Origin of the sequence: Streptomyces lavendulae subsp. lavendulae (genome assembly GCF_002803845.1) — a bacterium.
Lineage (GTDB): Bacteria > Actinomycetota > Actinomycetes > Streptomycetales > Streptomycetaceae > Streptomyces > Streptomyces lavendulae.
In genome coordinates, this window is record NZ_CP024985.1 from 6,700,322 (window position 1) to 6,724,862 (window position 24,541).

Here is a 24,541-nt window from a genome sequence, read left to right on the forward strand (position 1 = left end):
AGGAGCATCGTTGAGCAGGTTGCGTTGGCTGACCGCGGGAGAGTCGCACGGACCGGCACTGGTCGCGACGCTGGAGGGCCTTCCCGCCGGCGTCCCGGTCACCACCGAGCTAGTGGCGGACCACCTGGCCCGGCGCCGGCTCGGCTATGGCCGCGGTGCCCGGATGAAGTTCGAGCAGGACGAGATCACCTTCCTCGGCGGCGTCCGCCACGGACTGTCGCAGGGCTCGCCGGTCGCGGTCATGATCGGCAACACCGAATGGCCCAAGTGGGAAACCGTCATGTCGGCCGACCCGGTCGACCCCTCCCTGCTCAAGGAGACCGGCCGCAACGCGGCGCTGACCCGTCCCCGCCCCGGCCACGCCGACCTTGCGGGCATGCAGAAGTACGGCTTCTCCGAGGCCCGTCCGATCCTGGAGCGCGCCAGCGCCCGTGAGACGGCCGCCCGCGTCGCCCTCGGCGCCGTCGCCCGGTCCTTCATCAAGGAGGCCGCCGGCATCGAGATCGTCTCCCACGTGGTGGAGCTGGCCTCGGCCAAGGCCCCCCGCGGCGTCTACCCGACCCCCGCCGACGTCGAGAAGCTCGACGCCGACCCGGTGCGCTGCCTCGACGCCGACGCGTCGAAGGCGATGGTCGCGGAGATCGACCAGGCCCACAAGGACGGCGACACCCTCGGCGGCGTCGTCGAGGTCCTCGCGTACGGCGTGCCCGTCGGCCTCGGTTCCCACGTCCACTGGGACCGCCGCCTCGACGCCCGCCTCGCGGCCGCGCTCATGGGCATCCAGGCCATCAAGGGCGTCGAGGTCGGCGACGGCTTCGAGCTCGCCCGGGTGCCCGGCTCCCAGGCCCACGACGAGATCGTCTCCACCCCCGAGGGCCTCAAGCGGACCTCCGGCCGCTCCGGCGGCACCGAGGGCGGCCTGACCACCGGCGAGCTGCTGCGCGTCCGGGCCGCGATGAAGCCCATCGCGACCGTCCCGCGCGCCCTGGCCACCGTCGACGTCGCCACCGGCGAGGCGACCGTGGCGCACCACCAGCGCTCCGACGTGTGCGCGGTGCCCGCCGCGGGCATCGTCGCCGAGGCGATGGTCGCGCTGGTCCTGGCCGACGCCGTCGTCGAGAAGTTCGGCGGCGACTCCGTCCCCGAGACCCGCCGCAACGTGCAGTCCTACCTCGACAACCTGCAGATCCGGTGACGGCCACCGGACCACTGGTCGTCCTCGTCGGCCCCATGGGGTCCGGCAAGTCCACGGTGGGGGGTCTGCTGGCCGAACGGCTCGGCGTCCCCTACCGGGACACCGACGCCGACATCGTCGCCGCCACGGGCCGGGAGATCTCCGACCTGTTCGTCGACGAGGGCGAGCCGTACTTCCGCGAGCTGGAACGGCGGGCCGTCGCGGACGCCGTCGCCGGGCACACCGGGGTCCTCGCCCTCGGCGGCGGCGCCGTCCTCGACGAAGGCACCCGCGCCCTGCTCGCGGGGCTGCCCGTCGCCTACCTGTCGATGGACGTCGAGGAGGCCGTGCGCCGCGTCGGCCTCGGCGCCGCGCGCCCGCTGCTCGCCGTCAACCCGCGCCGCCAGTGGCGCGAGCTGATGGATGCCCGGCGCCACCTGTACACCGAAGTCGCGCGCGTCGTGGTGGCCACCGACGACCGCACCCCCGAAGAGGTCGCCCAGGCGGTCCTCGACGCTCTGGAGTTGAAGGACGTATGACAGACCAGGTGACGCGGATCAACGTCGGCGCCAGCGCCGGACACGACGCGTACGACGTGCTGGTCGGCCGGCAGCTGCTCGGCGAGCTGGGCGGCCTGATCGGTACGAAGGCCCAGCGGGTCGCGGTGATCCACCCCGAGGCGCTCGCCTCGACCGGTGAGGCGCTGCGGGACGACCTGGCGGCGCAGGGCTTCGAGGCCGTCGCCATCCAGGTGCCCAACGCCGAGGAGGCCAAGACCGTCGAGGTGGCGGCGTACTGCTGGAAGGCCCTCGGCCAGTCCGGCTTCACCCGCACCGACGTGATCGTCGGCGTCGGCGGCGGCGCCACCACCGACCTCGCGGGCTTCGTCGCGGCCAGCTGGCTGCGCGGGGTGCGCTGGATCGCCGTCCCCACCACGGTCCTCGCCATGGTGGACGCGGCCGTCGGCGGCAAGACCGGCATCAACACCGCCGAGGGCAAGAACCTCGTCGGCGCCTTCCACCCGCCCGCCGGGGTGCTCTGCGACCTCGCGGCCCTGGACTCGCTGCCGGTCCACGACTACGTCAGCGGACTGGCCGAGGTCATCAAGGCCGGATTCATCTCCGACCCGGTGATCCTCGACCTGGTCGAGTCCGACCCGGAGGCCGCCCGCACGCCCGCAGGCCCGCACACGGCCGAGCTGATCACGCGCTCCATCCAGGTCAAGGCCGACGTGGTCTCCAGCGACCTCAAGGAAGCCGGACTGCGCGAGATCCTCAACTACGGCCACACCCTCGCGCACGCCATCGAGAAGAACGAGCGCTACAAGTGGCGCCACGGCGCGGCCGTGTCCGTCGGCATGGTCTTCGCGGCCGAACTCGGCCGGCTCGCGGGCCGCCTCGACGACGCGACGGCCGACCGGCACAAGGCCGTCCTCGCCTCCGTGGGCCTGCCCCTGACCTACCGCGGCGACCAGTGGCCCAAGCTGCTGGAGACCATGAAGCTCGACAAGAAGTCCCGCGGGGACCTGCTGCGCTTCATCGTCCTGGACGGACTGGGCAAGCCCACCGTCCTGGAGGGCCCCGACCCGGCCGTCCTGTTCGCCGCCTTCGGCGAGGTCGCGGCGTGACCCGGCGGGTGCTCGTGCTCAACGGCCCGAACCTGGGCCGCCTCGGCTCCCGCGAGCCCGACGTCTACGGGGCCACCTCGTACGCCGGCCTCGTCGAGAGCTGCCGCACCCTGGGCGCGGAGCTCGGCTTCGACGTGGAGGTCCGCGAGACCAACGACGAGGGCGAGCTCGTGCGCTGGCTGCACGAGGCCGCCGACGGCAGGATCCCGGTCGTGATCAACCCGGGTGCCTTCACGCACTACTCGTACGCCATGCGGGACGCGGCGGCGCAGCGCACCGCGCCGCTGATCGAGGTGCACATCTCCAACCCGTACGCCCGCGAGGAGTTCCGGCACACGTCCGTCATCGCGGCCGTGGCGACCGGTACCGTGGCGGGCTTCGGGCTGGGCTCCTACCGGCTGGCGCTGCGCGCGCTGGCGGAAGAGGTCACGGGCTGAGATAACGTTCTCGCATCAGTCGCCTGAACGAGACGGAGTGGCGCGGATGCAGCACGGAGTGGGGGACTGGGGTCCGCCGCAGGGTCAGCACCCGGCGGCGCCCCCGCCGCCGCCGATACCCCCCGCGCGGGGCTGGCCGGTGCCCCCCGTCGGCGGGGTGGCGCCGGTGCCCGACGCCACGGGGCACATCCCGCTGCCCCCCGCCGTCGCGGCCCCGCCCGTGCCCCCCGCGCCCGGCACCGGCGGTGCCACCCTCGCCGTGCTGCTCATCGGCCCGGCGGGGGCCGGCAAGACCACCGTGGCCCGGCACTGGGCGGCGACCCGCCCGGTGCCGACCGCGCACATCAGCCTGGACGACGTCCGCGAGTGGGTCTGCTCGGGCTTCGCGGACCCGCAGGCCGGCTGGAACGAACATTCCGAGGCCCAGTACCGCCTCGCCCGCCGCACCTGCGGCTTCGCCGCCCGCAACTTCCTGGCCAACGGGATCTCCTGCATCCTCGACGACGCCGTCTTCCCCGACCGGCCCGTGGTGGGCCTGGGCGGGTGGAAGCGGCACGTGGGACCCGCGCTGTTGCCGGTCGTGCTGCTGCCCGGCCTGGAGATCGTCCTGGACCGCAACGCCGCCCGTTCCGGGAACCGGCGCCTGTCCGACGAGGAAGTGGCCCGGATCCACGGCCGGATGGCCGGCTGGTACGGCTCCGGGCTGCCGATCATCGACAACTCCCACCTGGACGTGGAAGGCACGGCCCGGGCCCTGGACGAGGCCCTGGCGCGGGCTTCGGCGAGCCCGCAGGGCTGATGAGCCCCGTCCGGACGCGCTCGCCGGGCCGGATGCGCGGTGCGCTCGTACGCTCGAATACATGTCAGACGTGTACGCGGCCCGCAGGGCCCTGCTCCGCGACCGCTGTGGCGCCGCGGGCAACTCCGCCGCACTGATCACGCGTCCGGCGAACGTCCGCTACCTCACCGGGGCGTCCCCGCCGGGGGCCGTCCTGCTGGTCGGGCCCGCCGAAGACGTGCTGTTCTGCGCCGCCGCACCCACCGGTGAGGCGGACGAGGGGCGGCTCGACGAGGAGCTGCGGTTCTCGGTCCTGCCCAATCCCGGCGCGGACCCGGCGGTCGCCGCGGCGGACCTGGCGGCCGCCGCACGGGCCGAGTCCCTCGCCGTCGAGGAACACCACCTCACCGTCGGCCGCCACCGCGCCCTGCGCTCGGTCGCGCCCCGGCTGCGGCTGGCCGACCTGGGGGCCGCCGTGGAGCAGCAGCGGCTCGTCAAGGACGAGGAGGAGATCGCCTGCCTGCGGATCGCCGCCGAGATCGCCGACCAGGCCCTCGGAGAGCTGCTGGAGTCGATCCTCGTCGGCCGTACCGAACGCCACCTCGCCCTGGAGCTGGAACGCCGGCTCGTGGACCACGGCGCCGACGGTCCGGCCTTCCCCACCTCCGTCGGCACCGGCCCGCACTCCGGGCGTTCCCGGCACCGGCCCTCCGACCGGCGGGTGGAGGAGGCCGACTTCCTGACCGTCTGCCTCGGCGCGAACTACCGGGGCTACCGCTGCGAGATCGGCCGGACCTTCGTGATCGGCACCACTCCCGCCGACTGGCAGATCGAGCTGTACGACCTGGTCTTCGCCGCCCAGCGGGCCGGCCGGGAGGCGCTCGTCCCCGGCGCCGCGTACCGCGACGTCGACCACGCGGCACGGTCCGTACTGGACTCCGCGGGGCACGGCGAAGCCCTCGCGGCATCGATGGGACACGGGGTGGGCCTCGAAATCGACGAGGACCCGCAGCTTGCACCTACGGCAATGGGTAAACTGGACGCTTGCGTGCCGGTCACCGTCGAACCGGGGGTTCACCTCCCGGGCCGGGGAGGTGTCCGGATCGATGACACGCTCGTCGTACGCCCCGAGGCGGACGGCGGTCCAGAGCTACTCACCATTACGACCAAGGAGCTGCTCGCGCTCTAGCCCGCGTGGCCGGGCCGTGCGCGCACCCAAGGTCTTCCAGTGCAGGAGATTCCGCAACCGTGGCTTCCACGAACGACCTCAAGAACGGCATGGTGCTGAAGCTCGACGGGGGCCAGCTCTGGTCCGTCGTCGAGTTCCAGCACGTCAAGCCCGGCAAGGGCCCGGCCTTCGTGCGTACCAAGCTCAAGAACGTGCTCTCGGGCAAGGTCGTCGACAAGACCTTCAACGCCGGTGTGAAGGTCGAGACGGCCACCATCGACCGCCGTGACATGCAGTTCTCGTACATGGACGGCGAGTACTTCGTCTTCATGGACATGAGCACCTACGACCAGCTGATGGTCGACCGCAAGGCTGTCGGCGACGCCGCCAACTTCCTCATCGAGGGCTTCACCGCCTCCGTGGCCCAGCACGAGGGCGAGGTGCTCTACGTCGAGCTCCCCGCCGCCGTCGAGCTGACCATCGAGCACACCGACCCGGGCGTCCAGGGCGACCGCTCCACCGGCGGCACCAAGCCGGCGCGCCTGGAGACCGGCCACGAGATCCAGGTCCCGCTCTTCGTCACCACCGGCGAGAAGATCAAGGTCGACACCCGCACCAGCGACTACCTCGGCCGGGTGAACAGCTAACCGTGGCCGCCCGGAGCAACGCGCGCAAGCGCGCCTTCCAGATCCTGTTCGAGGCCGACCAGCGCGGGGTCCCCGTGCGCGAGGTCCTCGCGGACTGGATCCGCCACGCGAGGTCGGACGACCGGCAGCCGCCGGTCAACGCCTTCACGATGGACCTCGTCGAGGGCTACGCCGACAAGGTGAAGCGCATCGACGACCTGATCGTCACCTACGCCGTGGACTGGGAGCTCGACCGCATGCCGGTCGCCGACCGGAACATCCTGCGGCTGGGTGCCTACGAGCTGATCTGGGTCGACGAGACCCCGGACGCCGTGGCGATCGACGAGGCCGTCCAGCTGGCCAAGGAGTTCTCCACGGATGACTCGCCGGCGTTCGTGAACGGCCTCCTGGGCCGGTTCAAGGACCTGAAGCCGAACCTGCGTCGCAGCGAGAGCTGATACGAGGCACACGCCATACGGAAGGGCCCGCAGCGTACGCGTTGCGGGCCCTTCCGTATGCGCGGCGGGCGGCCGCGACCTCGGCCGGGACCGCACCGGACGCCGCCCGGGGAAACGAAAACCGGCGGGTGCCGGAACCCGTGGGGGTCCCGGCACCCGCCGGTAAACGTTTCTGCTGGAGGGCCCGATTCCGGGCCCCTGGACTAGATGTCCTCGTGGGCCACCGCGCGGCGCGCGTCGGCGTCGAGGACGCCCCAGCTGATCAGCTGCTCGGTCAGGACCGAGGGGGACTGGTCGTAGATGACGGCCAGGGTGCGCAGGTCGTCCTGGCGGATCGACAGCACCTTGCCGTTGTAGTCGCCGCGCTGGCTCTGGATGGTCGCCGCGTAGCGCTGGAGGGGGCCGGCCTTCTCGGCGGGGACGCCCGCCAGGCGCTCCAGGTCGAGGCGCAGCTTCGGCGGCGGCTCGGCCGCTCCGCCGGGAGTCGTGCCCGGCAGCAGTTCCTGCACCGGAACCCCGTAGAAGTCCGCCAGCTCGGCGAGGCGCTGGACGGTCACGGCGCGGTCCCCGCGCTCGTAGGAGCCCACCACCACGGCCTTCCACCGGCCCTGGGACTTCTCCTCGACACCGTGGAGGGAGAGGCCCTGCTGGGTGCGGATGGCGCGGAGCTTGGCCCCGAGCTGTTTGGCGTATTCGCTGGACATAACGCTCCCGGACGCTGTGACGCTGAGACGACATGGACGACGGTCCGCATGGATGACACGCGGGGCCGTCGCGCGGCTGGTAACTCACTGTGAGGTTACGCAGCGTTACGTGGATGCGTCAAGCCGAATGGTCATCGACGCCCACTTACGAGGGCCCCGGGCGACCCCCGGTGCGGAGCCGGGGGCCCGGTCCTGGTACCGTGGTCGGCGTACATCAGACGTCCTTTAAGGTCCGTCCCGTGAGGCGGAGAAGGAGGTCCTTTTCATGGACAGCCAGATTTCTCAGATTTCTGAAGACGGCGGTCGGAACGCCGGCGAAGCCGCGCGCCCCGTGCTGGAGGCGCAGGACATCGCCCGGGTCCTCACCCGCATCGCCCACGAGATCGTCGAACGCGCCAAGGGCGCCGACGACGTGGTGCTCCTCGGCATTCCCACCCGCGGCGTGTTCCTCGCCGACCGGCTGGCCGCCAAGCTCGAAGAGATCACCGGCTCGAAGATCCCGGTGGGCTCCCTCGACATCACCATGTACCGCGACGACCTGCGCCTGAAGCCCGCCCGGGCGATCGGCCGCACGGAGATCCCCGGCGACGGCATCGACGGCCGCCTCGTGATCCTCGTCGACGACGTGCTCTTCTCCGGCCGCACCATCCGCGCCGCCCTCGACGCCCTCGGCGACATCGGCCGGCCCCGCGCCGTACAGCTCGCGGTCCTCGTCGACCGCGGCCACCGGGAACTCCCGATCCGCGCCGACTACGTCGGCAAGAACCTCCCCACGTCGTTGCGGGAGACCGTCAAGGTCCAGCTCCAGGAGGAGGACGGCCGCGACGCCGTGCTGCTCGGCCAGCGGACCGACCAGGCCTCCGGGCAGTAGCCCCTCCGGGTGCCGGACCCCTTGGCGGGGTCCGGGCCGCAGCCTGCCCTGCCCGCATTCCAGTCCTCCTGCCTGCCCTCCCGACTTACGGAGTAACCGGATGAAGCGCCACCTCATCTCGGCCGCCGACCTCACGCGCGACGACGCCGTCCTCATCCTCGACACCGCCGAGGAGATGGCCCGCGTCGCGGACCGGCCGATAAAGAAGCTGCCCACCCTCCGCGGCCGCACCATCTGCAACCTCTTCTTCGAGGACTCCACCCGCACCCGGATCTCCTTCGAAGCCGCCGAGAAGCGCCTGTCCGCCGACGTGATCAACTTCGCGGCCAAGGGCTCCAGCGTCTCCAAGGGCGAGTCCCTCAAGGACACGGCCCAGACCCTGGAGGCCATGGGCGTCGACGCGGTCGTCATCCGCCACCACGCCTCCGGCGCGCCCTACCGGCTCGCCAACTCCGGCTGGATCGACGCCCCCGTCATCAACGCGGGCGACGGCACCCACCAGCACCCCACCCAGGCCCTGCTCGACGCCTTCACCATGCGCCGCCGCCTGGTCGGCCGGGACGCCGGACTCGGCAAGGGCCTCGACGGCCGCCGGATCACCCTCGTCGGCGACGTCCTGCACAGCCGCGTGGCCCGTTCCAACGTGGACCTGCTGCACACCCTCGGCGCCGAGGTCACCCTGGTGGCCCCGCCGACCCTGGTGCCCGTCGGCGTCGAGACCTGGCCCTGCGAGATCTCGTACAGCCTCGACGAGGTGCTGCCGAAGTCCGACGCGGTCATGATGCTGCGTGTGCAGCGCGAGCGGATGAACGCCGCCTTCTTCCCCACCGAGCGCGAGTACTCGCGCCGCTACGGCCTGGACGCCGCCCGGATGGCGCGGATGCCCGAGGACGCCATCGTGATGCACCCCGGCCCGATGGTCCGCGGCATGGAGATCACCGCCGAGGTCGCCGACTCCGACCGCTGCACGGTCGTCGAGCAGGTCGCCAACGGCGTCTCCATCCGCATGGCCGTCCTGTACCTGCTGCTCGGCGGATCCGAGCCCGCCGTCACCACCGCCCCGCGCACCGAGGAGACCAAGTAAAGATGAGCAAGATCCTTATTCGTGGCGCGAAGGTGCTCGGCGGCGAGACGCAGGACGTCCTGATCGACGGCGAGACCATCGCCGAGGTCGGGCAGGACCTGTCCGCCGAGGGCGCGACGGTCGTCGAGGCCGCGGGGCAGATCCTCCTCCCGGGCCTGGTCGACCTCCACACCCACCTGCGCGAGCCCGGCCGCGAGGACTCCGAGACCGTCCTGACCGGCACCCGCGCCGCCGCCTCCGGCGGCTACACCGCGGTCTTCGCCATGGCCAACACCTTCCCGGTCGCCGACACCGCCGGCGTCGTCGAGCAGGTCTGGCGCCTGGGCAAGGAGTCCGGCTACTGCGACGTGCAGCCCATCGGTGCCGTCACGGTCGGCCTGGAGGGCAAGAAGCTCTCGGAGCTGGGTGCCATGCACGAGTCCGCCGCCCGCGTCACCGTCTTCTCCGACGACGGCAAGTGCGTGGACGACGCCGTGATCATGCGCCGCGCCCTGGAGTACGTGAAGGCCTTCGGCGGCGTCGTCGCCCAGCACGCCCAGGAGCCCCGCCTCACCGAGGGCGCCCAGATGAACGAGGGCATCGTCTCCGCGGAGCTCGGCCTCGGCGGCTGGCCCGCCGTCGCCGAGGAGTCGATCATCGCCCGCGACGTCCTGCTCGCCGAGCACGTCGGTTCCCGGGTGCACATCTGCCACCTCTCCACCGCCGGCTCCGTCGAGATCGTCCGCTGGGCCAAGTCCCGCGGCATCGACGTCACCGCCGAGGTCACCCCGCACCACCTGCTCCTCACCGACGAGCTCGTCCGCTCGTACAACCCGGTCTACAAGGTCAACCCGCCGCTGCGCACCGAGCGCGACGTGATGGCCCTGCGCGAGGCGCTCGCCGACGGCACGATCGACATCGTCGCCACCGACCACGCCCCGCACCCGCACGAGGACAAGGACTGCGAGTGGGCCGCCGCCGCCATGGGCATGGTGGGCCTGGAGACCGCGCTCTCCGTCGTCCAGGAGACGATGGTGGAGACGGGCCTGCTCGACTGGGCGGGCGTCGCCGAGCGGATGTCCGCCGCCCCGGCGCGCATCGGCGGGCTCTCCGGCCACGGCCGTCCCGTCTCGGCAGGTGAACCCGCCAACCTGACGCTGGTCGATACCTCGTACCGTGGTCCTGTGGACCCCGCACACTTCGCCTCCCGCAGCCGCAACACGCCTTACGAGGGCCGTGAGCTGCCGGGGCGCGTCACTCACACCTTCCTGCGGGGCCGGGCAACGGTCGTGGACGGGAAACTGGCGTGACACCTGCAGTAATCCAACTGGCCGCCGAGGCCGCCGAACGACAGTCGGCGGAGGTGACGGACTGGGGCGCCCGCATCGCGTGGGTGGTCGGTCTGCTCGTCTTCATCGCGTTCGTGTACTGGCTGATGCGGCAGGGCTGGAAATGGCGAGGGACCCTGCAGAGCGATCTTCCGGAGCTCCCCGCCGCCCCCGGCGGTCTCCCCGAGCACCGGCTGGCCCTGGCCGGCCGGTACCACGGGTCCACCACCGCCGGGCAGTGGCTCGACCGGATCGTCGCCCACGGTCTGGGGGTGCGCAGCCGGGTCGAGCTCACGCTCACCGACGCGGGCCTCGACGTGGTCCGTCCGGGTGCCACCGACTTCTTCGTACCGGCCGCGCAGCTGCGCGGCGCCCGCCTCGACAAGGGAATCGCGGGCAAGGTACTCACCGAGGGCGGTCTCCTCGTCGTCACCTGGGCGCACGGCGACAAGCTGATCGACTCCGGATTCCGCTCCGACCGCGCGGCCGAACACGCCGCCTGGGTCGAAGCCATCAACCTCATGAACCCATCCATCACGACGGAAGGCGCCGAACGATGACGACCTCCACCAGGGGAGCAGCCAAAGCTCCCGCCGTACTCGTCCTGGAGGACGGTCGGATCTTCCGCGGCCGCGCCTACGGCGCTGTGGGGGAGACCTTCGGCGAGGCCGTGTTCTCCACCGGCATGACCGGCTACCAGGAGACCCTCACCGACCCGTCGTACCACCGGCAGGTCGTCGTGATGACCGCCCCGCACGTGGGCAACACCGGCGTCAACGACGAGGACCCCGAGTCCTCCCGCATCTGGGTGTCCGGCTACGTGGTCCGCGACCCCGCCCGCGTCCCCTCCAACTGGCGCTCGCGGCGCTCGCTGGACGAGGAACTGGTCAAGCAGGGCGTCGTCGGGATCTCCGGCGTCGACACCCGCGCCCTGACCCGCCACCTGCGCGAGCGCGGCGCCATGCGCGTCGGCATCTTCTCCGGCGACGCGGTCGCCGACGACGCCGCGCTGCTGGCGCGCGTCCTGGAATCCCCCCAGATGAAGGGCGCGAACCTCTCCGCGGAGGTCGCCACCAAGGAGGCCTACGTCGTCCCCGCCATCGGTGAGAAGAAGTTCACCGTGGCCGCCGTCGACCTGGGCATCAAGGGCATGACCCCGCACCGGATGGCCGAGCGCGGCATCGAGGTGCACGTGCTGCCCGCCACCTCCACCGTCGAGGACGTCTACGCGGTCAACCCGGACGGCGTGTTCTTCTCCAACGGCCCTGGCGACCCGGCCACCGCCGACCACGCGGTCTCCGTCATGCAGGGCGTCCTCGCCCGCAAGACCCCGCTCTTCGGCATCTGCTTCGGCAACCAGATCCTCGGCCGCGCGCTCGGCTTCGGCACCTACAAGCTGAAGTACGGCCACCGCGGCATCAACCAGCCGGTCCAGGACCGCACCACCGGCAAGGTCGAGATCACCGCGCACAACCACGGCTTCGCCGTCGACGCGCCCCTCGACAAGGTCTCCGAGACCCCCTACGGCCGCGCCGAGGTCTCGCACGTCTGCCTGAACGACAACGTCGTGGAAGGCCTCCAGCTGCTCGACCAGCCGGCCTTCTCCGTCCAGTACCACCCCGAAGCGGCAGCCGGCCCGCACGACGCCGCCTACCTCTTCGACCGCTTCACGTCTTTGATGGAAACCGCCCTGATGGAGGCCGAGCGTGCCTAAGCGCACCGATATCCAGTCCGTCCTGGTCATCGGCTCCGGCCCGATCGTCATCGGCCAGGCCGCGGAGTTCGACTACTCCGGCACCCAGGCCTGCCGCATCCTCAAGGCCGAGGGCCTGCGGGTCATCCTGGTGAACTCCAACCCGGCGACGATCATGACCGACCCGGAGATCGCCGACGCCACGTACGTCGAGCCGATCACCCCCGAGTTCGTCGAGAAGATCATCGCCAAGGAGCGCCCCGACGCGCTCCTGCCCACCCTCGGCGGCCAGACCGCGCTCAACACCGCGATCTCCATGCACGAGCAGGGTGTGCTGGAGAAGTACGGCGTCGAGCTCATCGGCGCCAACGTCGAGGCCATCAACAAGGGCGAGGACCGCGACCTCTTCAAGGGCGTCGTCGAGGCCGTCAAGGCCAAGATCGGCTACGGCGAGTCCGCCCGCTCGGTCATCTGCCACTCGATGGACGACGTCATCGCCGGCGTCGAGACCCTCGGCGGCTACCCCGTCGTCGTCCGCCCGTCCTTCACCATGGGCGGCGCCGGCTCCGGCTTCGCCCACGACGAGGACGAGCTGCGCCGCATCGCCGGCCAGGGCCTCACGCTCTCCCCGACCACCGAGGTGCTCCTGGAGGAGTCCATCCTCGGCTGGAAGGAGTACGAGCTGGAGCTGATGCGCGACACCAAGGACAACGTGGTCGTCGTCTGCTCCATCGAGAACTTCGACCCGATGGGCGTCCACACCGGCGACTCCATCACCGTCGCCCCGGCGATGACCCTGACCGACCGCGAGTACCAGCGGCTGCGCGACATCGGCATCGCGATCATCCGCGAGGTCGGCGTCGACACCGGCGGCTGCAACATCCAGTTCGCGATCGACCCGGTCGACGGCCGCGTCATCGTCATCGAGATGAACCCGCGCGTCTCGCGCTCCTCGGCGCTCGCGTCGAAGGCCACCGGCTTCCCGATCGCCAAGATCGCCGCCAAGCTGGCCATCGGCTACACGCTCGACGAGGTCCCCAACGACATCACCGAGAAGACCCCGGCCTCCTTCGAGCCGACTCTCGACTACGTCGTCGTCAAGGCCCCGCGCTTCGCCTTCGAGAAGTTCCCGGCCGCCGACGCCACCCTCACCACCACCATGAAGTCGGTGGGCGAGGCCATGGCCATCGGCCGCAACTTCACCGAGGCCCTCCAGAAGGCCCTGCGCTCCCTGGAGAAGAAGGGCTCGCAGTTCACCTTCGTCGGTCCCGTCGGCGACAAGGACGAGCTCCTCGCCACCGCCGTGCGCCCCACCGACGGCCGCATCAACACCGTCATGCAGGCCATCCGCGCCGGCGCCACCCAGGAAGAGGTCTTCGAGTCCACGAAGATCGACCCCTGGTTCGTCGACCAGCTCTTCCTGATCAAGGAGATCGCCGACGAGCTGGCCGCCGCCGAGAAGCTCCACCCCGAGCTGCTCGCCGAGGCCAAGCGCCACGGCTTCTCCGACGCCCAGATCGCCGAGATCCGCGGCCTGCGCGAGGACGTCGTCCGCGAGGTCCGCCACGCCCTCGGCGTCCGTCCGGTCTACAAGACGGTCGACACCTGCGCCGCCGAGTTCGCCGCGAAGACCCCGTACTTCTACTCGTCCTACGACGAGGAGTCCGAGGTCGCCCCGCGCACCAAGCCCGCGGTGATCATCCTGGGCTCGGGCCCGAACCGCATCGGCCAGGGCATCGAGTTCGACTACTCCTGCGTCCACGCCTCCTTCGCCCTCAGCGACGCCGGCTACGAGACCGTGATGGTCAACTGCAACCCCGAGACCGTCTCGACGGACTACGACACCTCCGACCGCCTGTACTTCGAGCCGCTGACGCTCGAAGACGTGCTGGAGATCGTCCACGCCGAGTCGCTCGCCGGCCCCATCGCCGGTGTCGTCGTCCAGCTCGGCGGCCAGACCCCCCTCGGCCTGGCGCAGGCGCTCAAGGACAACGGCGTCCCGGTCGTCGGCACCCCGCCGGAGGCCATCCACGCCGCCGAGGACCGCGGCGCCTTCGGCCAGGTCCTGGCCGAGGCGGGCCTGCCCGCCCCCAAGCACGGCACCGCCACCACCTTCGCGGGTGCGAAGGCGATCGCGGACGAGATCGGCTACCCGGTCCTCGTGCGCCCGTCCTACGTGCTCGGTGGCCGCGGCATGGAGATCGTCTACGACGAGACCCGCCTGGAGTCGTACATCGCGGAGTCCACGGAGATCTCCCCGACCCGCCCCGTGCTGGTCGACCGCTTCCTCGACGACGCGATCGAGATCGACGTGGACGCCCTCTACGACGGCCACGAGCTCTACCTCGGCGGCGTCATGGAGCACATCGAGGAAGCCGGCATCCACTCCGGCGACTCCGCCTGCGCCCTGCCCCCGATCACCCTCGGCGGCTACGACATCAAGCGGCTGCGCGCCTCCACCGAGGCCATCGCCAAGGGCGTCGGCGTCCGCGGCCTGATCAACATCCAGTTCGCGATGGCGGGTGACATCCTCTACGTCCTGGAGGCCAACCCGCGCGCCTCCCGGACCGTCCCCTTCACCTCGAAGGCGACCGCCGTCCCGCTCGCGAAGGCCGCCGCCCGCCTCTCCCTCGGCGCCACCATCGCCGAGCTGCGCGAGGAGGGCATGCTCCCGAAGACCGGCGACGGCGGCACCCTGCCGCTCGACGCGCCGATCTCCGTCAAGGAGGCCGTCATGCCGTGGTCGCGCTTCCGCGACATCCACGGCCGCGGCGTGGACACCGTCCTCGGCCCGGAGATGCGCTCCACCGGCGAGGTCATGGGCATCGACTCCGTCTTCGGCACGGCCTACGCCAAGTCGCAGGCGGGCGCGTACGGCCCGCTGCCCACCAAGGGCCGCGCGTTCATCTCCGTCGCCAACCGCGACAAGCGTTCGATGATCTTCCCGGCGCGCGAGCTCGTCGCCCACGGCTTCGAACTGCTCGCCACCTCGGGCACCGCCGAGGTGCTGCGCCGCAACGGCATCAACGCCACCGTGGTCCGCAAGCTCAGCGAGGGCGAGGGCCCCGACGGCGAGAAGACCATCGTCCAGCTCATCCACGACGGCCAGGTCGACCTGATCGTCAACACCCCGTACGGGACCGGCGGCCGCCTCGACGGCTACGAGATCCGCACGGCGGCCGTGGCGCGCAGCGTCCCGTGCCTGACCACGGTCCAGGCGCTCGCCGCCGCCGTCCAGGGCATCGACGCGCTCAACCGCGGCGACGTGGGCGTCCGCTCCCTCCAGGAGCACGCGGAGCACCTGACCGCCGCCCGCGACTGACGACAGGCCCGTACGAAGGAGGGGGACCCCGGCGCGCCGACCGCGCGCCGGGTGTCCCCTTCCTCATGAGCGCAGAGGGATCCTCAGGCACCGTGTACAAACTCTTCTTCAACCTCGTCTTCAAGCGGATGGACCCGGAGCAGGCCCACTACATGGCCTTCCGCTGGATCCGCCTCGCCGCCCGCACGCCCGTGCTGCGCACCTTCGTCGCGGCCGCGCTCGCCCCCCGCCACGAGGAGCTGCGCACCGAGGCCCTGGGCCTGCGCATGCACGGCCCCTTCGGGCTCGCGGCCGGCTTCGACAAGAACGCCATCGCCATCGACGGCATGTCCATGCTCGGCTTCGACCACGTCGAGATCGGCACGGTCACCGGGCAGGCGCAGCCCGGAAACCCCAAGAAGCGGCTCTTCCGCCTCGTCCCCGACCGCGCCCTGATCAACCGCATGGGCTTCAACAACGAGGGCTCCGCGGCCGTCGCGGCCCGCCTCGCCGCCCGCAACCCCGTCTTCCGGACGGTCGTCGGCGTCAACATCGGCAAGACCAAGGTGGTGCCCGAGGAGGAGGCCGCCGCCGACTACGTGCTCTCCACCGAGCGCCTGGCCCGCCACGCCGACTACCTCGTGGTCAACGTCTCCTCGCCGAACACCCCCGGCCTGCGCAACCTCCAGGCCACCGAGTCGCTGCGGCCGCTGCTGACCGCCGTGCGCGAGGCCGCCGACCGCGCGGTGACCGGCCGCCGGGTGCCGCTGCTCGTCAAGATCGCCCCCGACCTCGCCGACGAGGACGTCGACGCCGTCGCCGACCTCGCCCTGGAGCTGGGCCTGGACGGCATCATCGCCACCAACACCACCATCGCGCGCGAGGGCCTCGGCCTGAAGTCCGCGCCCTCGCTGGTCAAGGAGACCGGCGGGCTGTCCGGGGCGCCCGTCAAGGAACGCTCCCTGGAGGTCCTGCGCCGCCTGTACGCGCGCGTGGGGGACCGGATCGTCCTGGTGGGCGTCGGCGGCATCGAGAACGCCGAGGACGCCTGGCAGCGCATCCTCGCGGGCGCCACCCTGATCCAGGGCTACAGCGCCTTCATCTACGAGGGCCCGTTCTACGCCCGTGCCATCCACAAGGGCCTGGCCGCGCGCCTGGCCGCCAGCCCCTACGCGACCCTCGCCGAAGCGGTGGGCGCCGAGACCCGAAAGGCCGCGCTGTGAGCCCTGTGACCCCCTTCGGTACCCGTCTGCGCGCCGCCATGGACGCGCGGGGCCCGCTGTGCGTCGGCATCGACCCGCACGCCGCCCTGCTGGCCTCCTGGGGCCTGGACGACGACATCGCGGGCCTGGAGCGGTTCTCGCGCACCGTCGTGGAGGCCCTGGCCGACCAGGTGGCGGTCTTCAAGCCGCAGGCGGCCTTCTTCGAGCGCTTCGGCTCGCGCGGCGTCGCGGTGCTGGAGCGCACGGTCGCCGACGCGCGGGCGGCGGGCACGCTGGTGCTGATGGACGCCAAGCGGGGCGACATCGGCTCCACCATGGCCGCGTACGCCTCGGCCTTCCTGGACCCGGCGTCCCCGCTGTTCTCGGACGCGCTGACGGTGTCCCCGTACCTCGGCTACGGCTCGCTGAAGCCGGCCGTGGAGCTGGCGCGGGAGTCCGGTGCGGGCCTGTTCGTGCTGGCGCTCACCTCCAACCCGGAGGGCGCGGAGGTCCAGCGGGCCGTCCGTGAGGACGGCCGCACCATCGGGGCGACGATGCTGGCGCACCTGGCCGAGGAGAACGCGGGAGCCGCGCCGATGGGCTCCTTCGGAGCCGTGGTCGGGGCGACGCTGGGCGACCTGTCCTCCTTCGACCTGGACATCAACGGGCCGCTGCTGGCTCCCGGCATCGGCGCACAGGGCGCGACGGCGGCGGACCTCCCGGCGGTCTTCGGCAAGGCGGTCGGCAACGTCGTCCCGAACGTCTCGCGGGGCGTCCTGAAGCACGGCCCCGACGTGAGCGCCCTGCGCGACGCCTCCCGCCGGTTCGCGGACGAGATCCGCGCGGCCGTCGGCGCGTAACCCGCTCCGCGGCCACGCCCGCGCACACCTCGGCACGGACGCATGGCACGGCTTGACGAAATTCGAACGTCTTTCCCCGGACAAAACCGGGGTACTTTGTCCGTGATGTACGGTTCAGTGGAGGCTGACCAGGACTTTTCGTCCGTTCTCGCTGACTGGAGCGGCCATGGCCGCTAGTCTCCGACCAGAGTGAACGAGCAGCGAACGATTTCCGACGCTGTTCGGGGGCTCGCCCGGCGTGGTGCCCTGGGGCTCCCCGCCGGTCCGTATCCGACAGTTCGACATCCGAGGTGACGTAGGCGTGGCTCTTCCGCCCCTTACCCCTGAACAGCGCGCAGCAGCGCTCGAAAAGGCCGCCGCGGCTCGCCGGGAGCGGGCCGAGGTGAAGAATCGACTCAAGCATTCCGGCGCCTCCCTCCACGACGTCATCAAGACGGGCCAGGAGAACGACGTCATCGGCAAGATGAAGGTGTCCGCCCTTCTGGAGTCGCTGCCCGGCGTGGGCAAGGTCCGCGCCAAGCAGATCATGGAGCGCCTCGGCATCTCCGAGTCCCGGCGTGTCCGAGGTCTCGGTTCCAACCAGATCGCCTCTCTGGAGCGTGAGTTCGGCGGTAGCGGCGCCTGAGGCGTCGCCCGAAGTTCTCCCGGCGTTCTCAGGCAGTCCCGAGAACCTGGATAATCGCTCTATGGCAGCAGAGGTTCGTCCGCGGCTGACCGTGCTCTCCGGCCCCTCGGGGGTCGGCAAGAGCACGGTCGTCGCGCATATGCGCAAGGTCCACCCCGAGGTATGGCTCTCGGTGTCGGCCACCACCCGCAAGCCGCGGCCCGGTGAGCGACACGGAGTCCACTACTTCTTCGTCAACGACGACGAGTTCGACAAGCTGATCGCCAACGGCGAGCTGCTGGAGTGGGCCGAATTCGCGGGCAACCGCTACGGCACACCCCGCGGCGCGGTGCTGGAACGCCTGGACAACGGCGAACCGGTGCTGCTGGAGATCGACCTCCAGGGCGCCCGGCTCGTCCGCGAGTCCAAGCCCGACGCCCAGTTGGTCTTCCTGGCCCCGCCCAGCTGGGACGAACTGGTCCGCCGGCTCACCGGCCGCGGTACCGAATCCCCCGAGGTGATCGAGCGCCGGCTCGACTCCGCCAAGATCGAACTGGCTGCCGAGTCCGAGTTCGACACCACCCTGGTCAACACCTCCGTCGAGGACGTGGCGCGTGAGCTGCTAGCCTTGATGAAAGTTGTTTGATCGTTGATCGATGTCATGTCGATTGATGTTTGATCTTTCACCCATCTTCGGAAGGTAGAGCGTGTCCTCTTCCATCACTGCGCCCGAGGGCATCATCAACCCGCCGATCGACGAGCTGCTCGAGGCCACGGACTCGAAGTACAGCCTCGTGATCTACGCGGCCAAGCGCGCGCGTCAGATCAACGCGTACTACTCGCAGCTCGGTGAGGGCCTGCTTGAGTACGTCGGCCCGCTGGTGGACACCCACGTCCACGAGAAGCCGCTTTCGATCGCGCTGCGCGAGATCAACGCGGGCCTGCTGACCTCCGAGGCCATCGAGGCCCCGGCCCAGTAAGGCGCGGAACATTCCTTTCACCACAGGCCCGGCAGAACATCTGCCGGGCCTGTGGTGTGTCATAGGTGGCGTAGACCGATTCCGAACGGGGAGCGAGTGGTGGACAAGCCGGGTAAGCCGAAGGTCGTGCTGGGGGTCAGCGGCGGGATCGCCGCGTACAAGGCCTGCGAGCTGCTGCGCCGGCTGACGGAGTCGGGGCACGACGTCCGGGTGGTGCCCACGGCCGCCTCCCTGAACTTCGTCGGCGAGGCCACCTGGTCCGCGCTCTCCGGGAACCCGGCCTCCACGGAGGTCTGGGAGTCCGTCCACGAGGTGCCCCACGTGCGCATCGGGCAGGGCGCCGACCTCGTCGTCGTCGCCCCCGCCACCGCCGACATGCTGGCCAAGGCCGCCCACGGGCTGGCCGACGACCTGCTCACGAACACCCTGCTCACCGCCCGCTGCCCGGTGGTCTTCGCCCCGGCGATGCACACCGAGATGTGGGAGCACCCCGCCACGCAGGAGAACGTCGCCACGCTGCGCCGCCGCGGCGCCGTCGTGATCGAGCCCGCCGTGGGCCGGCTCACCGGCAAGGACACCGGCAAGGGCCGGCTGCCCGACCCCGAGGAGATCTACGAGGTCTGCCGCCGGGTCCTGGCCCGCGGTACGGCCGGGCCCGACCTGGCCGGTCGCCACGTGGTGATCAGCGCCGGCGGCACCCGGGAGCCGCTCGACCCCGTCCGCTTCCTCGGCAACCGCTCCTCCGGCAAGCAGGGGTACGCCCTCGCCCGCACCGCCGCCGCGCGCGGGGCCCGGGTCACCCTCGTCGCGGCCAACACGGCGCTCGCGGACCCGGCCGGAGTGGACCTGGTCCGCGTGGGCACCGCCCTCCAGCTGCGCGAGGCGGTGCTGAAGGCGGCCGCCGACGCCGACGCCGTCGTGATGGCGGCGGCGGTGGCCGACTTCCGGCCGGCCCGGTACGCCGACGGCAAGATCAAGAAGAAGGACGGGCAGGACCCCGAGCCCGTCGCCCTCGTGCGCAACCCCGACGTGCTCGCGGAGATCTCCGCCGACCGGGCCCGGGAGGGCCAGGTCGTCGTCGGTTTCGCCGCCGAGACCGACGAGGTGCTCGCCAACGGCCGGGCAAAGCTCCGCCGCAAGGGATGTGACCTTCTCGTGGTCAACGAGGTCGGCGAGAGCAAGACCTTCGGTTCTGAGGAGAACGAGGCTGTCGTCCTGGCCTCCGATGGTTCGGAGACTCCCGTGCCCCATGGTCCGAAGGAGGTTCTGGCGGACGTGATTTGGGACCAGGTGGTGGCGCGCCTCGCGCCGCGGGACGGCTCCAGAAGCGCCTGAGCGTCGCTCTTCCCGGAGGCAAATCCGTGCGTCAGAATGGAGTGCCGCAGGTCACATGGCTCCCATAAGGCGAGACGGGTGGTCCGGCGAACGGTGGCGACCGATAAACTGCAACCTGGAACGTGATCGGGCGCAGCCCCCGGTGTGGTTCCGCCAAATGATCAGCCAGCAGCCGCTGCAACCCCAGGGAGCGTTGTGTCCCGTCGCTTGTTCACCTCGGAGTCCGTCACCGAGGGTCACCCCGACAAGATCGCTGACCAGATCAGCGACACGATCCTCGACGCGCTCCTCACCGAGGACCCGACCTCGCGTGTGGCCGTGGAGACTCTCATCACCACCGGTCTCGTCCACATCGCGGGCGAGGTGACCACCAAGGCGTACGCGCCGATCGCCCAGCTCGTCCGCGACAAGATCCTCGAAATCGGCTACGACTCGTCCAAGAAGGGCTTCGACGGCGCCTCCTGCGGCGTGTCGGTGTCCATCGGGGCGCAGTCGCCCGACATCGCGCAGGGCGTGGACACGGCGTACGAGCAGCGCGTCGAGGGTGACGAGGACGAGCTCGACAAGCAGGGCGCCGGCGACCAGGGCCTGATGTTCGGCTACGCCTGCGACGAGACGCCCGAGCTGATGCCGCTCCCGATCCACATCGCGCACCGGCTCTCGCGCCGCCTGTCCGAGGTCCGCAAGAACGGGACCATCCCGTACCTGCGTCCCGACGGCAAGACCCAGGTCACCATCGAGTACGACGGCGACAAGGCCGTGCGCCTGGACACGGTCGTCGTGTCCTCGCAGCACGCCGCCGACATCGACCTGGACTCGCTGCTCGCCCCGGACATCCGCGAGTTCGTCGTCGAGCACGTGCTGGCGCAGCTCGTCGAGGACGGCATCAAGCTGGACACCGAGGGCTACCGGCTGCTGGTGAACCCGACCGGGCGCTTCGAGATCGGCGGTCCGATGGGCGACGCCGGCCTCACCGGCCGCAAGATCATCATCGACACCTACGGCGGCATGGCCCGCCACGGCGGCGGCGCCTTCTCCGGCAAGGACCCGTCGAAGGTCGACCGCTCGGCCGCCTACGCCATGCGCTGGGTCGCCAAGAACGTGGTCGCCGCCGGTCTGGCCGCGCGCTGCGAGGTCCAGGTCGCGTACGCGATCGGGAAGGCCGAGCCCGTCGGTCTGTTCGTCGAGACCTTCGGCACCGCCAAGGTCGACGTCCAGAAGATCGAGGACGCCATCGGCGAGGTCTTCGACCTGCGCCCGGCCGCGATCATCCGCGACCTCGACCTGCTGCGCCCGATCTACGCCCAGACCGCCGCCTACGGCCACTTCGGCCGCGAGCTGCCGGACTTCACCTGGGAGCGCACCGACCGCGTCGACGCCCTGCGCGCCGCCGCCGGTCTGTAACCGCAGCCGCACGTGACGAACGGCCCCGGACCTCCAGGTCCGGGGCCGTTCGCTGTCAGTGGTCTTTGGTAAGAATGCCTGTGTGAGCAGCGCGAACGAATCCCCGCCGGAGCAGCTCGCACTGATCCGGGAGATGGTCGCCGAGGCGAAGGCCAAGGCGCCCAAGGCCAAACCGCGCACCTGGCGCGGGGCCGCGGTCGCCGAGGAGCTGCCCGTCGCCCGCGTCCTGGTGAACAAGGGCGTCCTCCACCTCGACCGGCTCTTCGACTACGCGGTGCCCGCCGAGCTCGCGGAGACCGCCCGGCCCGGCGTCCGCGTCCGGGTCCGCTTCGGCGCGGGCTCCCACCGCGTGCACGGCGGCCGCCGCGAGGGCGGCGGGCTCATCGACGGCTTCATCGTGGAGCGGTGCGCCGAGTCCGACTACAACGGGGCGCTGGCCGCCCTGGCCCAGGTGGTCTCGCCCGAGGTGGTCCTCTCCCCGCCCGTGCTGGCCCTCGCCCGCGCCGTCGCCGACCGGTACGCCGGCAGCCTCGCCGACGTCCTCCAGCTCGCCCTGCCCGCGCGCAGCGCCCGCGCCGAGGCCAGGCCCTCGCCCGAACCGCTGCCCCCGCCGCCCGTGCCCGAGCCCGGCGGCTGGACCCGCTACGGCGCCGGGCCCGCGTTCCTGCGGGCCCTCGCCACCGGGGGAGCCCCCCGCGCCGTGTGGACCGCCCTGCCCGGCCCCGGCTGGGCCGACGAGCTGGCCCGGGCCATGGCGGCGACCCTCGCCTCCGGCCGGGGCGCCCTGGCCGTGGTCCCGGACGGGCGCACCGCCGCCCGGGTCGACACCGCCCTGACCGAACTGCTCGGCGAGGGGCGGCACGCCCTGCTGACGGCCGAGTCGGGCCCCGAGAAGCGCTACCGGCAGTGGCTCGCGGTGAGCCGGGGCTCGGTGCGCGCGGTCGTCGGCACCCGGGCCGCGATGTTCGCCCCCGTGCGCGACCTCGGGCTGGTGGCGATCTGGGACGACGGGGACTCCAGCCACAGCGACGACCACGCCCCCTTCCCGCACGTCCGCGAGGTCCTGGAACTGCGCGCCGTCACCGACGGCTGCGCCTTCCTGGCCGGCGGCACCAGCTGCACGGTGGAGGCGGCCCAGCTCGTCGAGACGGGCTGGGCCCGCCCCCTCGTGGCCGACCGGGAGACGGTGCGGTCCGCCGCCCCGCGCATCCGCACCGTCGGCGACGAACTGCTGGCGCGCGACGGGGCGGCCCGCGCGGCCCGGCTCCCGAGCCTCGCCTGGGAGACCGTCCGCGAGGGCCTCAAGAGCGGTCCGGTCCTCGTCCAGGTGCCCCGGCGCGGGTACGCGCCCCGGCTCGCCTGCGAGCGCTGCCGGGCCCCCGCCCGCTGCACCGCCTGTGCCGGGCCGCTGGAGGCCCCCGACGAGCGGGACCTGCACTGCGGCTGGTGCGGGCGGACCGAGAGCGCCTGGCACTGCGGGGAGTGCGGTTCCTTCCGGCTGCGCGCCCAGGTGGTGGGCGCGCGGCGCACCGCCGAGGAGCTGGGCCGGGCCTTCCCGGCCGTGCCGGTGCGGACCTCGGGGCGCGACCACGTGCTGGACGAGGTGCCGGACCGCCCGGCGCTGGTGGTCTCCACACCCGGTGCCGAACCGGTCGCGGCGGGCGCCGGGTACGCGGCGGCCCTGCTGCTGGACGGCTGGGCCATGCTGGGCCGGCCCGACCTGCGGGCGGGGGAGGAGGCGCTGCGGCGCTGGATCGCCGCCGCGTCGCTGGTGCGCGCGGAGGGGCAGGTCGTGGTGGTGGCAGAGCCGACGCTGCGCCCCGTGCAGGCGCTGGTGCGCTGGGACCCGGTCGGGCACGCCGTACGGGAACTGGCCGAGCGGGCCCAGCTGGGTTTCCCGCCGGTGTCGCGGATGGCCGCGGTAGCGGGCCCGGGGGAGGCGCTGGAGGCCTTCCTCGGGGCCGTCGAGCTGCCGCCGGACGCGGAGGTCCTGGGGCCCGTACCGCTGCCCGGACGGCGGGGGGAGCCCTCACCGGGGGAGCGGGCCCTGGTCCGGGTCCCGCCGGGGAGCGGGGCGGCGCTGGCCGCCGCGCTGAAGTCGGCGCAGGCCGCGCGGATGGCACGGGGCGTCGCGGCGGCGGACGCGGTGCGGATCCGGATCGACCCGCCGGACATCGGCTGAGGGGTGCGCGTGCCCCTCGGCCGCGGGCCCGGTGCGCTCGAACGCCGGCGGGCCGGAGTTCCGCTGCGCGGAGTCCGGCCCGCCGGCGTGCGGAGCCGCTGGGAGCGGGCGGAGGGCGGGTGCAGCACACGCCCCGCGGGGTCGGTGCCGTCGGGGGTCGGCGTCCCGGCGGCGCGGCCCCGGTCAGCCGTTGCGGGGTCCCGGGAACGCCGACTGGCGGGCGGCCGGGGCGGCGGCGGCCTGGGTGTCCTCGCGCACGGGCTGCGGGGGCACCGAGCGGGCCGCCGGGATGGTGGGCAGCGGGCCCAGGGTCCGCGTCGTGGTGCCCTCGGCCAGCGGCTCCGCGGACTCGGCGGCCTGCGCGCGGCGGGCCCCGTAGCGGCGGTGCACGGCCTGCTTGGTGACGCCGAGCGCGGAGCCCACGGCGTCCCACGAGAAGCCGAGGGAGCGGTCGAAGTCCACCGCCGCGGTGACCAGCGTCTCGACGCTGTCCCGCAGCTCCTGGGCGAGCCGCACGGTGGGCGCGGGGGCCCTGCCGTAGACGACGAAGCCCGTGGACGGCCCGGAGCGGCGCGGGCGGTACACGTTGCCCAGCTGGGCGGTGAGGGTGCGCAGAGCGTCCACCTGTCGGCGAACCCGCTCGATGTCCCGCACCAGGAGGTGCAGGCTGGCCCGTGCTTGGGCGTCATGAGTGGCGTGGTCGGCCATGAAGAAGCCTCTCGAACCGGTGCTGGAGAGCGGATCGG

Annotated in this window: 24 protein-coding genes; 22 read left to right on the forward strand and 2 right to left on the reverse strand. The window is 72.0% G+C overall.

The genetic code is table 11. The annotated features are described in order from the left end of the window. Positions 1-10 precede the first annotated feature (10 nt). The 8 genes from aroC to nusB all read left to right on the forward strand — a co-directional run bounded on the left by aroC (position 11) and on the right by nusB (position 6,268). Positions 11-1,195, forward strand: coding sequence for a chorismate synthase (gene aroC / locus SLAV_RS29980; protein WP_030233962.1), 1,185 nt, complete (start codon positions 11-13; stop codon positions 1,193-1,195). Between the two features lie 35 nt (positions 1,196-1,230). Continuing rightward, positions 1,231-1,713 (forward strand): shikimate kinase, encoded by a 483-nt coding sequence (locus tag SLAV_RS29985; protein ID WP_051841161.1) that lies wholly within the window; start codon positions 1,231-1,233, stop codon positions 1,711-1,713. Next, on the forward strand, positions 1,710-2,801 hold the full coding sequence (gene aroB, locus SLAV_RS29990; RefSeq protein ID WP_030233968.1) for a 3-dehydroquinate synthase: 1,092 nt from the start codon (positions 1,710-1,712) through the stop codon (positions 2,799-2,801). Before SLAV_RS29985 ends, aroB begins: the two co-directional genes overlap by 4 nt. Further along, positions 2,798-3,238: a type II 3-dehydroquinate dehydratase gene (aroQ, locus tag SLAV_RS29995; protein ID WP_030233971.1), complete on the forward strand. Its 441-nt coding sequence runs from the start codon at positions 2,798-2,800 to the stop codon at positions 3,236-3,238. The genes aroB and aroQ overlap by 4 nt, the downstream gene beginning before the upstream one ends. 46 nt (positions 3,239-3,284) lie before the next feature. After that, positions 3,285-4,037 (forward strand): AAA family ATPase, encoded by a 753-nt coding sequence (locus tag SLAV_RS30000; protein ID WP_030233974.1) that lies wholly within the window; start codon positions 3,285-3,287, stop codon positions 4,035-4,037. Between the two features lie 61 nt (positions 4,038-4,098). After that, entirely contained in the window at positions 4,099-5,205 is a 1,107-nt protein-coding gene (locus SLAV_RS30005) for an aminopeptidase P family protein (RefSeq protein WP_030233975.1), read from the forward strand. Positions 5,206-5,264: 59 nt separating this feature from the next. Then, positions 5,265-5,831, forward strand: a complete 567-nt coding sequence (gene efp / locus SLAV_RS30010; RefSeq protein WP_030233977.1) for an elongation factor P — start codon at positions 5,265-5,267, stop codon at positions 5,829-5,831. A gap of 2 nt (positions 5,832-5,833) precedes the next feature. After that, on the forward strand, positions 5,834-6,268 hold the full coding sequence (nusB, locus tag SLAV_RS30015; protein ID WP_030233979.1) for a transcription antitermination factor NusB: 435 nt from the start codon (positions 5,834-5,836) through the stop codon (positions 6,266-6,268). 203 nt (positions 6,269-6,471) lie between these two features. Here the strand turns inward: nusB and bldD are convergent, their stop codons facing one another. After that, the gene (bldD, locus tag SLAV_RS30020; protein WP_007263032.1) at positions 6,472-6,972 is read right to left on the reverse strand and encodes a transcriptional regulator BldD; all 501 of its coding nucleotides are present in this window, start codon (positions 6,970-6,972) and stop codon (positions 6,472-6,474) included. A gap of 265 nt (positions 6,973-7,237) precedes the next feature. Between bldD and pyrR the strand changes: the two genes are divergently transcribed. The 14 genes from pyrR to SLAV_RS30090 all read left to right on the forward strand — a co-directional run bounded on the left by pyrR (position 7,238) and on the right by SLAV_RS30090 (position 23,795). Next, the gene (gene pyrR / locus SLAV_RS30025) at positions 7,238-7,843 is read left to right on the forward strand and encodes a bifunctional pyr operon transcriptional regulator/uracil phosphoribosyltransferase PyrR (protein ID WP_051841147.1); all 606 of its coding nucleotides are present in this window, start codon (positions 7,238-7,240) and stop codon (positions 7,841-7,843) included. Between the two features lie 100 nt (positions 7,844-7,943). Then, positions 7,944-8,927, forward strand: coding sequence for an aspartate carbamoyltransferase catalytic subunit (locus SLAV_RS30030; RefSeq protein WP_030233983.1), 984 nt, complete (start codon positions 7,944-7,946; stop codon positions 8,925-8,927). Positions 8,928-8,929: 2 nt separating this feature from the next. Continuing rightward, positions 8,930-10,216: a dihydroorotase gene (locus tag SLAV_RS30035; RefSeq protein WP_030233986.1), complete on the forward strand. Its 1,287-nt coding sequence runs from the start codon at positions 8,930-8,932 to the stop codon at positions 10,214-10,216. Then, positions 10,213-10,794, forward strand: a complete 582-nt coding sequence (locus tag SLAV_RS30040; protein WP_030233989.1) for a PH-like domain-containing protein — start codon at positions 10,213-10,215, stop codon at positions 10,792-10,794. Before SLAV_RS30035 ends, SLAV_RS30040 begins: the two co-directional genes overlap by 4 nt. After that, complete coding sequence (gene carA / locus SLAV_RS30045) at positions 10,791-11,948, forward strand: glutamine-hydrolyzing carbamoyl-phosphate synthase small subunit (protein ID WP_030233993.1); 1,158 nt, start codon at positions 10,791-10,793, stop codon at positions 11,946-11,948. Before SLAV_RS30040 ends, carA begins: the two co-directional genes overlap by 4 nt. After that, on the forward strand, positions 11,941-15,249 hold the full coding sequence (carB, locus tag SLAV_RS30050; RefSeq protein WP_030233994.1) for a carbamoyl-phosphate synthase large subunit: 3,309 nt from the start codon (positions 11,941-11,943) through the stop codon (positions 15,247-15,249). The genes carA and carB overlap by 8 nt, the downstream gene beginning before the upstream one ends. Positions 15,250-15,341: 92 nt before the next feature. After that, positions 15,342-16,451: a quinone-dependent dihydroorotate dehydrogenase gene (locus tag SLAV_RS30055; protein WP_030234004.1), complete on the forward strand. Its 1,110-nt coding sequence runs from the start codon at positions 15,342-15,344 to the stop codon at positions 16,449-16,451. Further along, positions 16,448-17,290, forward strand: a complete 843-nt coding sequence (gene pyrF, locus SLAV_RS30060; RefSeq protein ID WP_030234007.1) for an orotidine-5'-phosphate decarboxylase — start codon at positions 16,448-16,450, stop codon at positions 17,288-17,290. The genes SLAV_RS30055 and pyrF overlap by 4 nt, the downstream gene beginning before the upstream one ends. Before the next feature lie 301 nt (positions 17,291-17,591). Then, entirely contained in the window at positions 17,592-17,915 is a 324-nt protein-coding gene (locus SLAV_RS30065) for an integration host factor (protein ID WP_030234009.1), read from the forward strand. Between the two features lie 61 nt (positions 17,916-17,976). Next, entirely contained in the window at positions 17,977-18,540 is a 564-nt protein-coding gene (gmk, locus tag SLAV_RS30070) for a guanylate kinase (protein WP_030234013.1), read from the forward strand. A 61-nt stretch (positions 18,541-18,601) separates the two neighbouring features. After that, positions 18,602-18,874, forward strand: coding sequence for a DNA-directed RNA polymerase subunit omega (rpoZ, locus tag SLAV_RS30075; RefSeq protein ID WP_004948662.1), 273 nt, complete (start codon positions 18,602-18,604; stop codon positions 18,872-18,874). A gap of 99 nt (positions 18,875-18,973) precedes the next feature. Then, positions 18,974-20,209 (forward strand): bifunctional phosphopantothenoylcysteine decarboxylase/phosphopantothenate--cysteine ligase CoaBC, encoded by a 1,236-nt coding sequence (coaBC, locus tag SLAV_RS30080; RefSeq protein WP_030234017.1) that lies wholly within the window; start codon positions 18,974-18,976, stop codon positions 20,207-20,209. A 195-nt stretch (positions 20,210-20,404) separates the two neighbouring features. Continuing rightward, the gene (metK, locus tag SLAV_RS30085) at positions 20,405-21,613 is read left to right on the forward strand and encodes a methionine adenosyltransferase (RefSeq protein ID WP_100660992.1); all 1,209 of its coding nucleotides are present in this window, start codon (positions 20,405-20,407) and stop codon (positions 21,611-21,613) included. An 82-nt stretch (positions 21,614-21,695) separates the two neighbouring features. Beyond that, positions 21,696-23,795 carry a primosomal protein N' gene (locus SLAV_RS30090; RefSeq protein ID WP_030234023.1) on the forward strand — a complete coding sequence of 700 codons (2,100 nt, stop codon included), beginning with the start codon at positions 21,696-21,698 and terminating at the stop codon, positions 23,793-23,795. Positions 23,796-23,978: 183 nt separating this feature from the next. Here SLAV_RS30090 and SLAV_RS30095 read toward each other — a convergent pair whose 3' ends face one another. Next, positions 23,979-24,503 carry a hypothetical protein gene (locus SLAV_RS30095; protein ID WP_030234026.1) on the reverse strand — a complete coding sequence of 175 codons (525 nt, stop codon included), beginning with the start codon at positions 24,501-24,503 and terminating at the stop codon, positions 23,979-23,981. Positions 24,504-24,541 lie beyond the last annotated feature (38 nt).

Excerpts from the sequence above, each read along its gene's own strand:
- gmk (WP_030234013.1), top strand. The coding sequence starts at position 17,977 with ATGGCAGCAGAGGTTCGTCCGCGGCTGACCGTGCTCTCCGGCCCCTCG.
- pyrR (WP_051841147.1), top strand. The coding sequence starts at position 7,238 with ATGGACAGCCAGATTTCTCAGATTTCTGAAGACGGCGGTCGGAACGCC.
- SLAV_RS30035 (WP_030233986.1), top strand. The coding sequence starts at position 8,930 with ATGAGCAAGATCCTTATTCGTGGCGCGAAGGTGCTCGGCGGCGAGACG.
- SLAV_RS30095 (WP_030234026.1), bottom strand. The coding sequence starts at position 24,503 with ATGGCCGACCACGCCACTCATGACGCCCAAGCACGGGCCAGCCTGCAC.
- SLAV_RS29985 (WP_051841161.1), top strand. The coding sequence starts at position 1,231 with ATGGGGTCCGGCAAGTCCACGGTGGGGGGTCTGCTGGCCGAACGGCTC.
- SLAV_RS30005 (WP_030233975.1), top strand. The coding sequence starts at position 4,099 with ATGTCAGACGTGTACGCGGCCCGCAGGGCCCTGCTCCGCGACCGCTGT.
- bldD (WP_007263032.1), bottom strand. The coding sequence starts at position 6,972 with ATGTCCAGCGAATACGCCAAACAGCTCGGGGCCAAGCTCCGCGCCATC.
- aroB (WP_030233968.1), top strand. The coding sequence starts at position 1,710 with ATGACAGACCAGGTGACGCGGATCAACGTCGGCGCCAGCGCCGGACAC.
- carA (WP_030233993.1), top strand. The coding sequence starts at position 10,791 with ATGACGACCTCCACCAGGGGAGCAGCCAAAGCTCCCGCCGTACTCGTC.
- SLAV_RS30030 (WP_030233983.1), top strand. The coding sequence starts at position 7,944 with ATGAAGCGCCACCTCATCTCGGCCGCCGACCTCACGCGCGACGACGCC.
- SLAV_RS30000 (WP_030233974.1), top strand. The coding sequence starts at position 3,285 with ATGCAGCACGGAGTGGGGGACTGGGGTCCGCCGCAGGGTCAGCACCCG.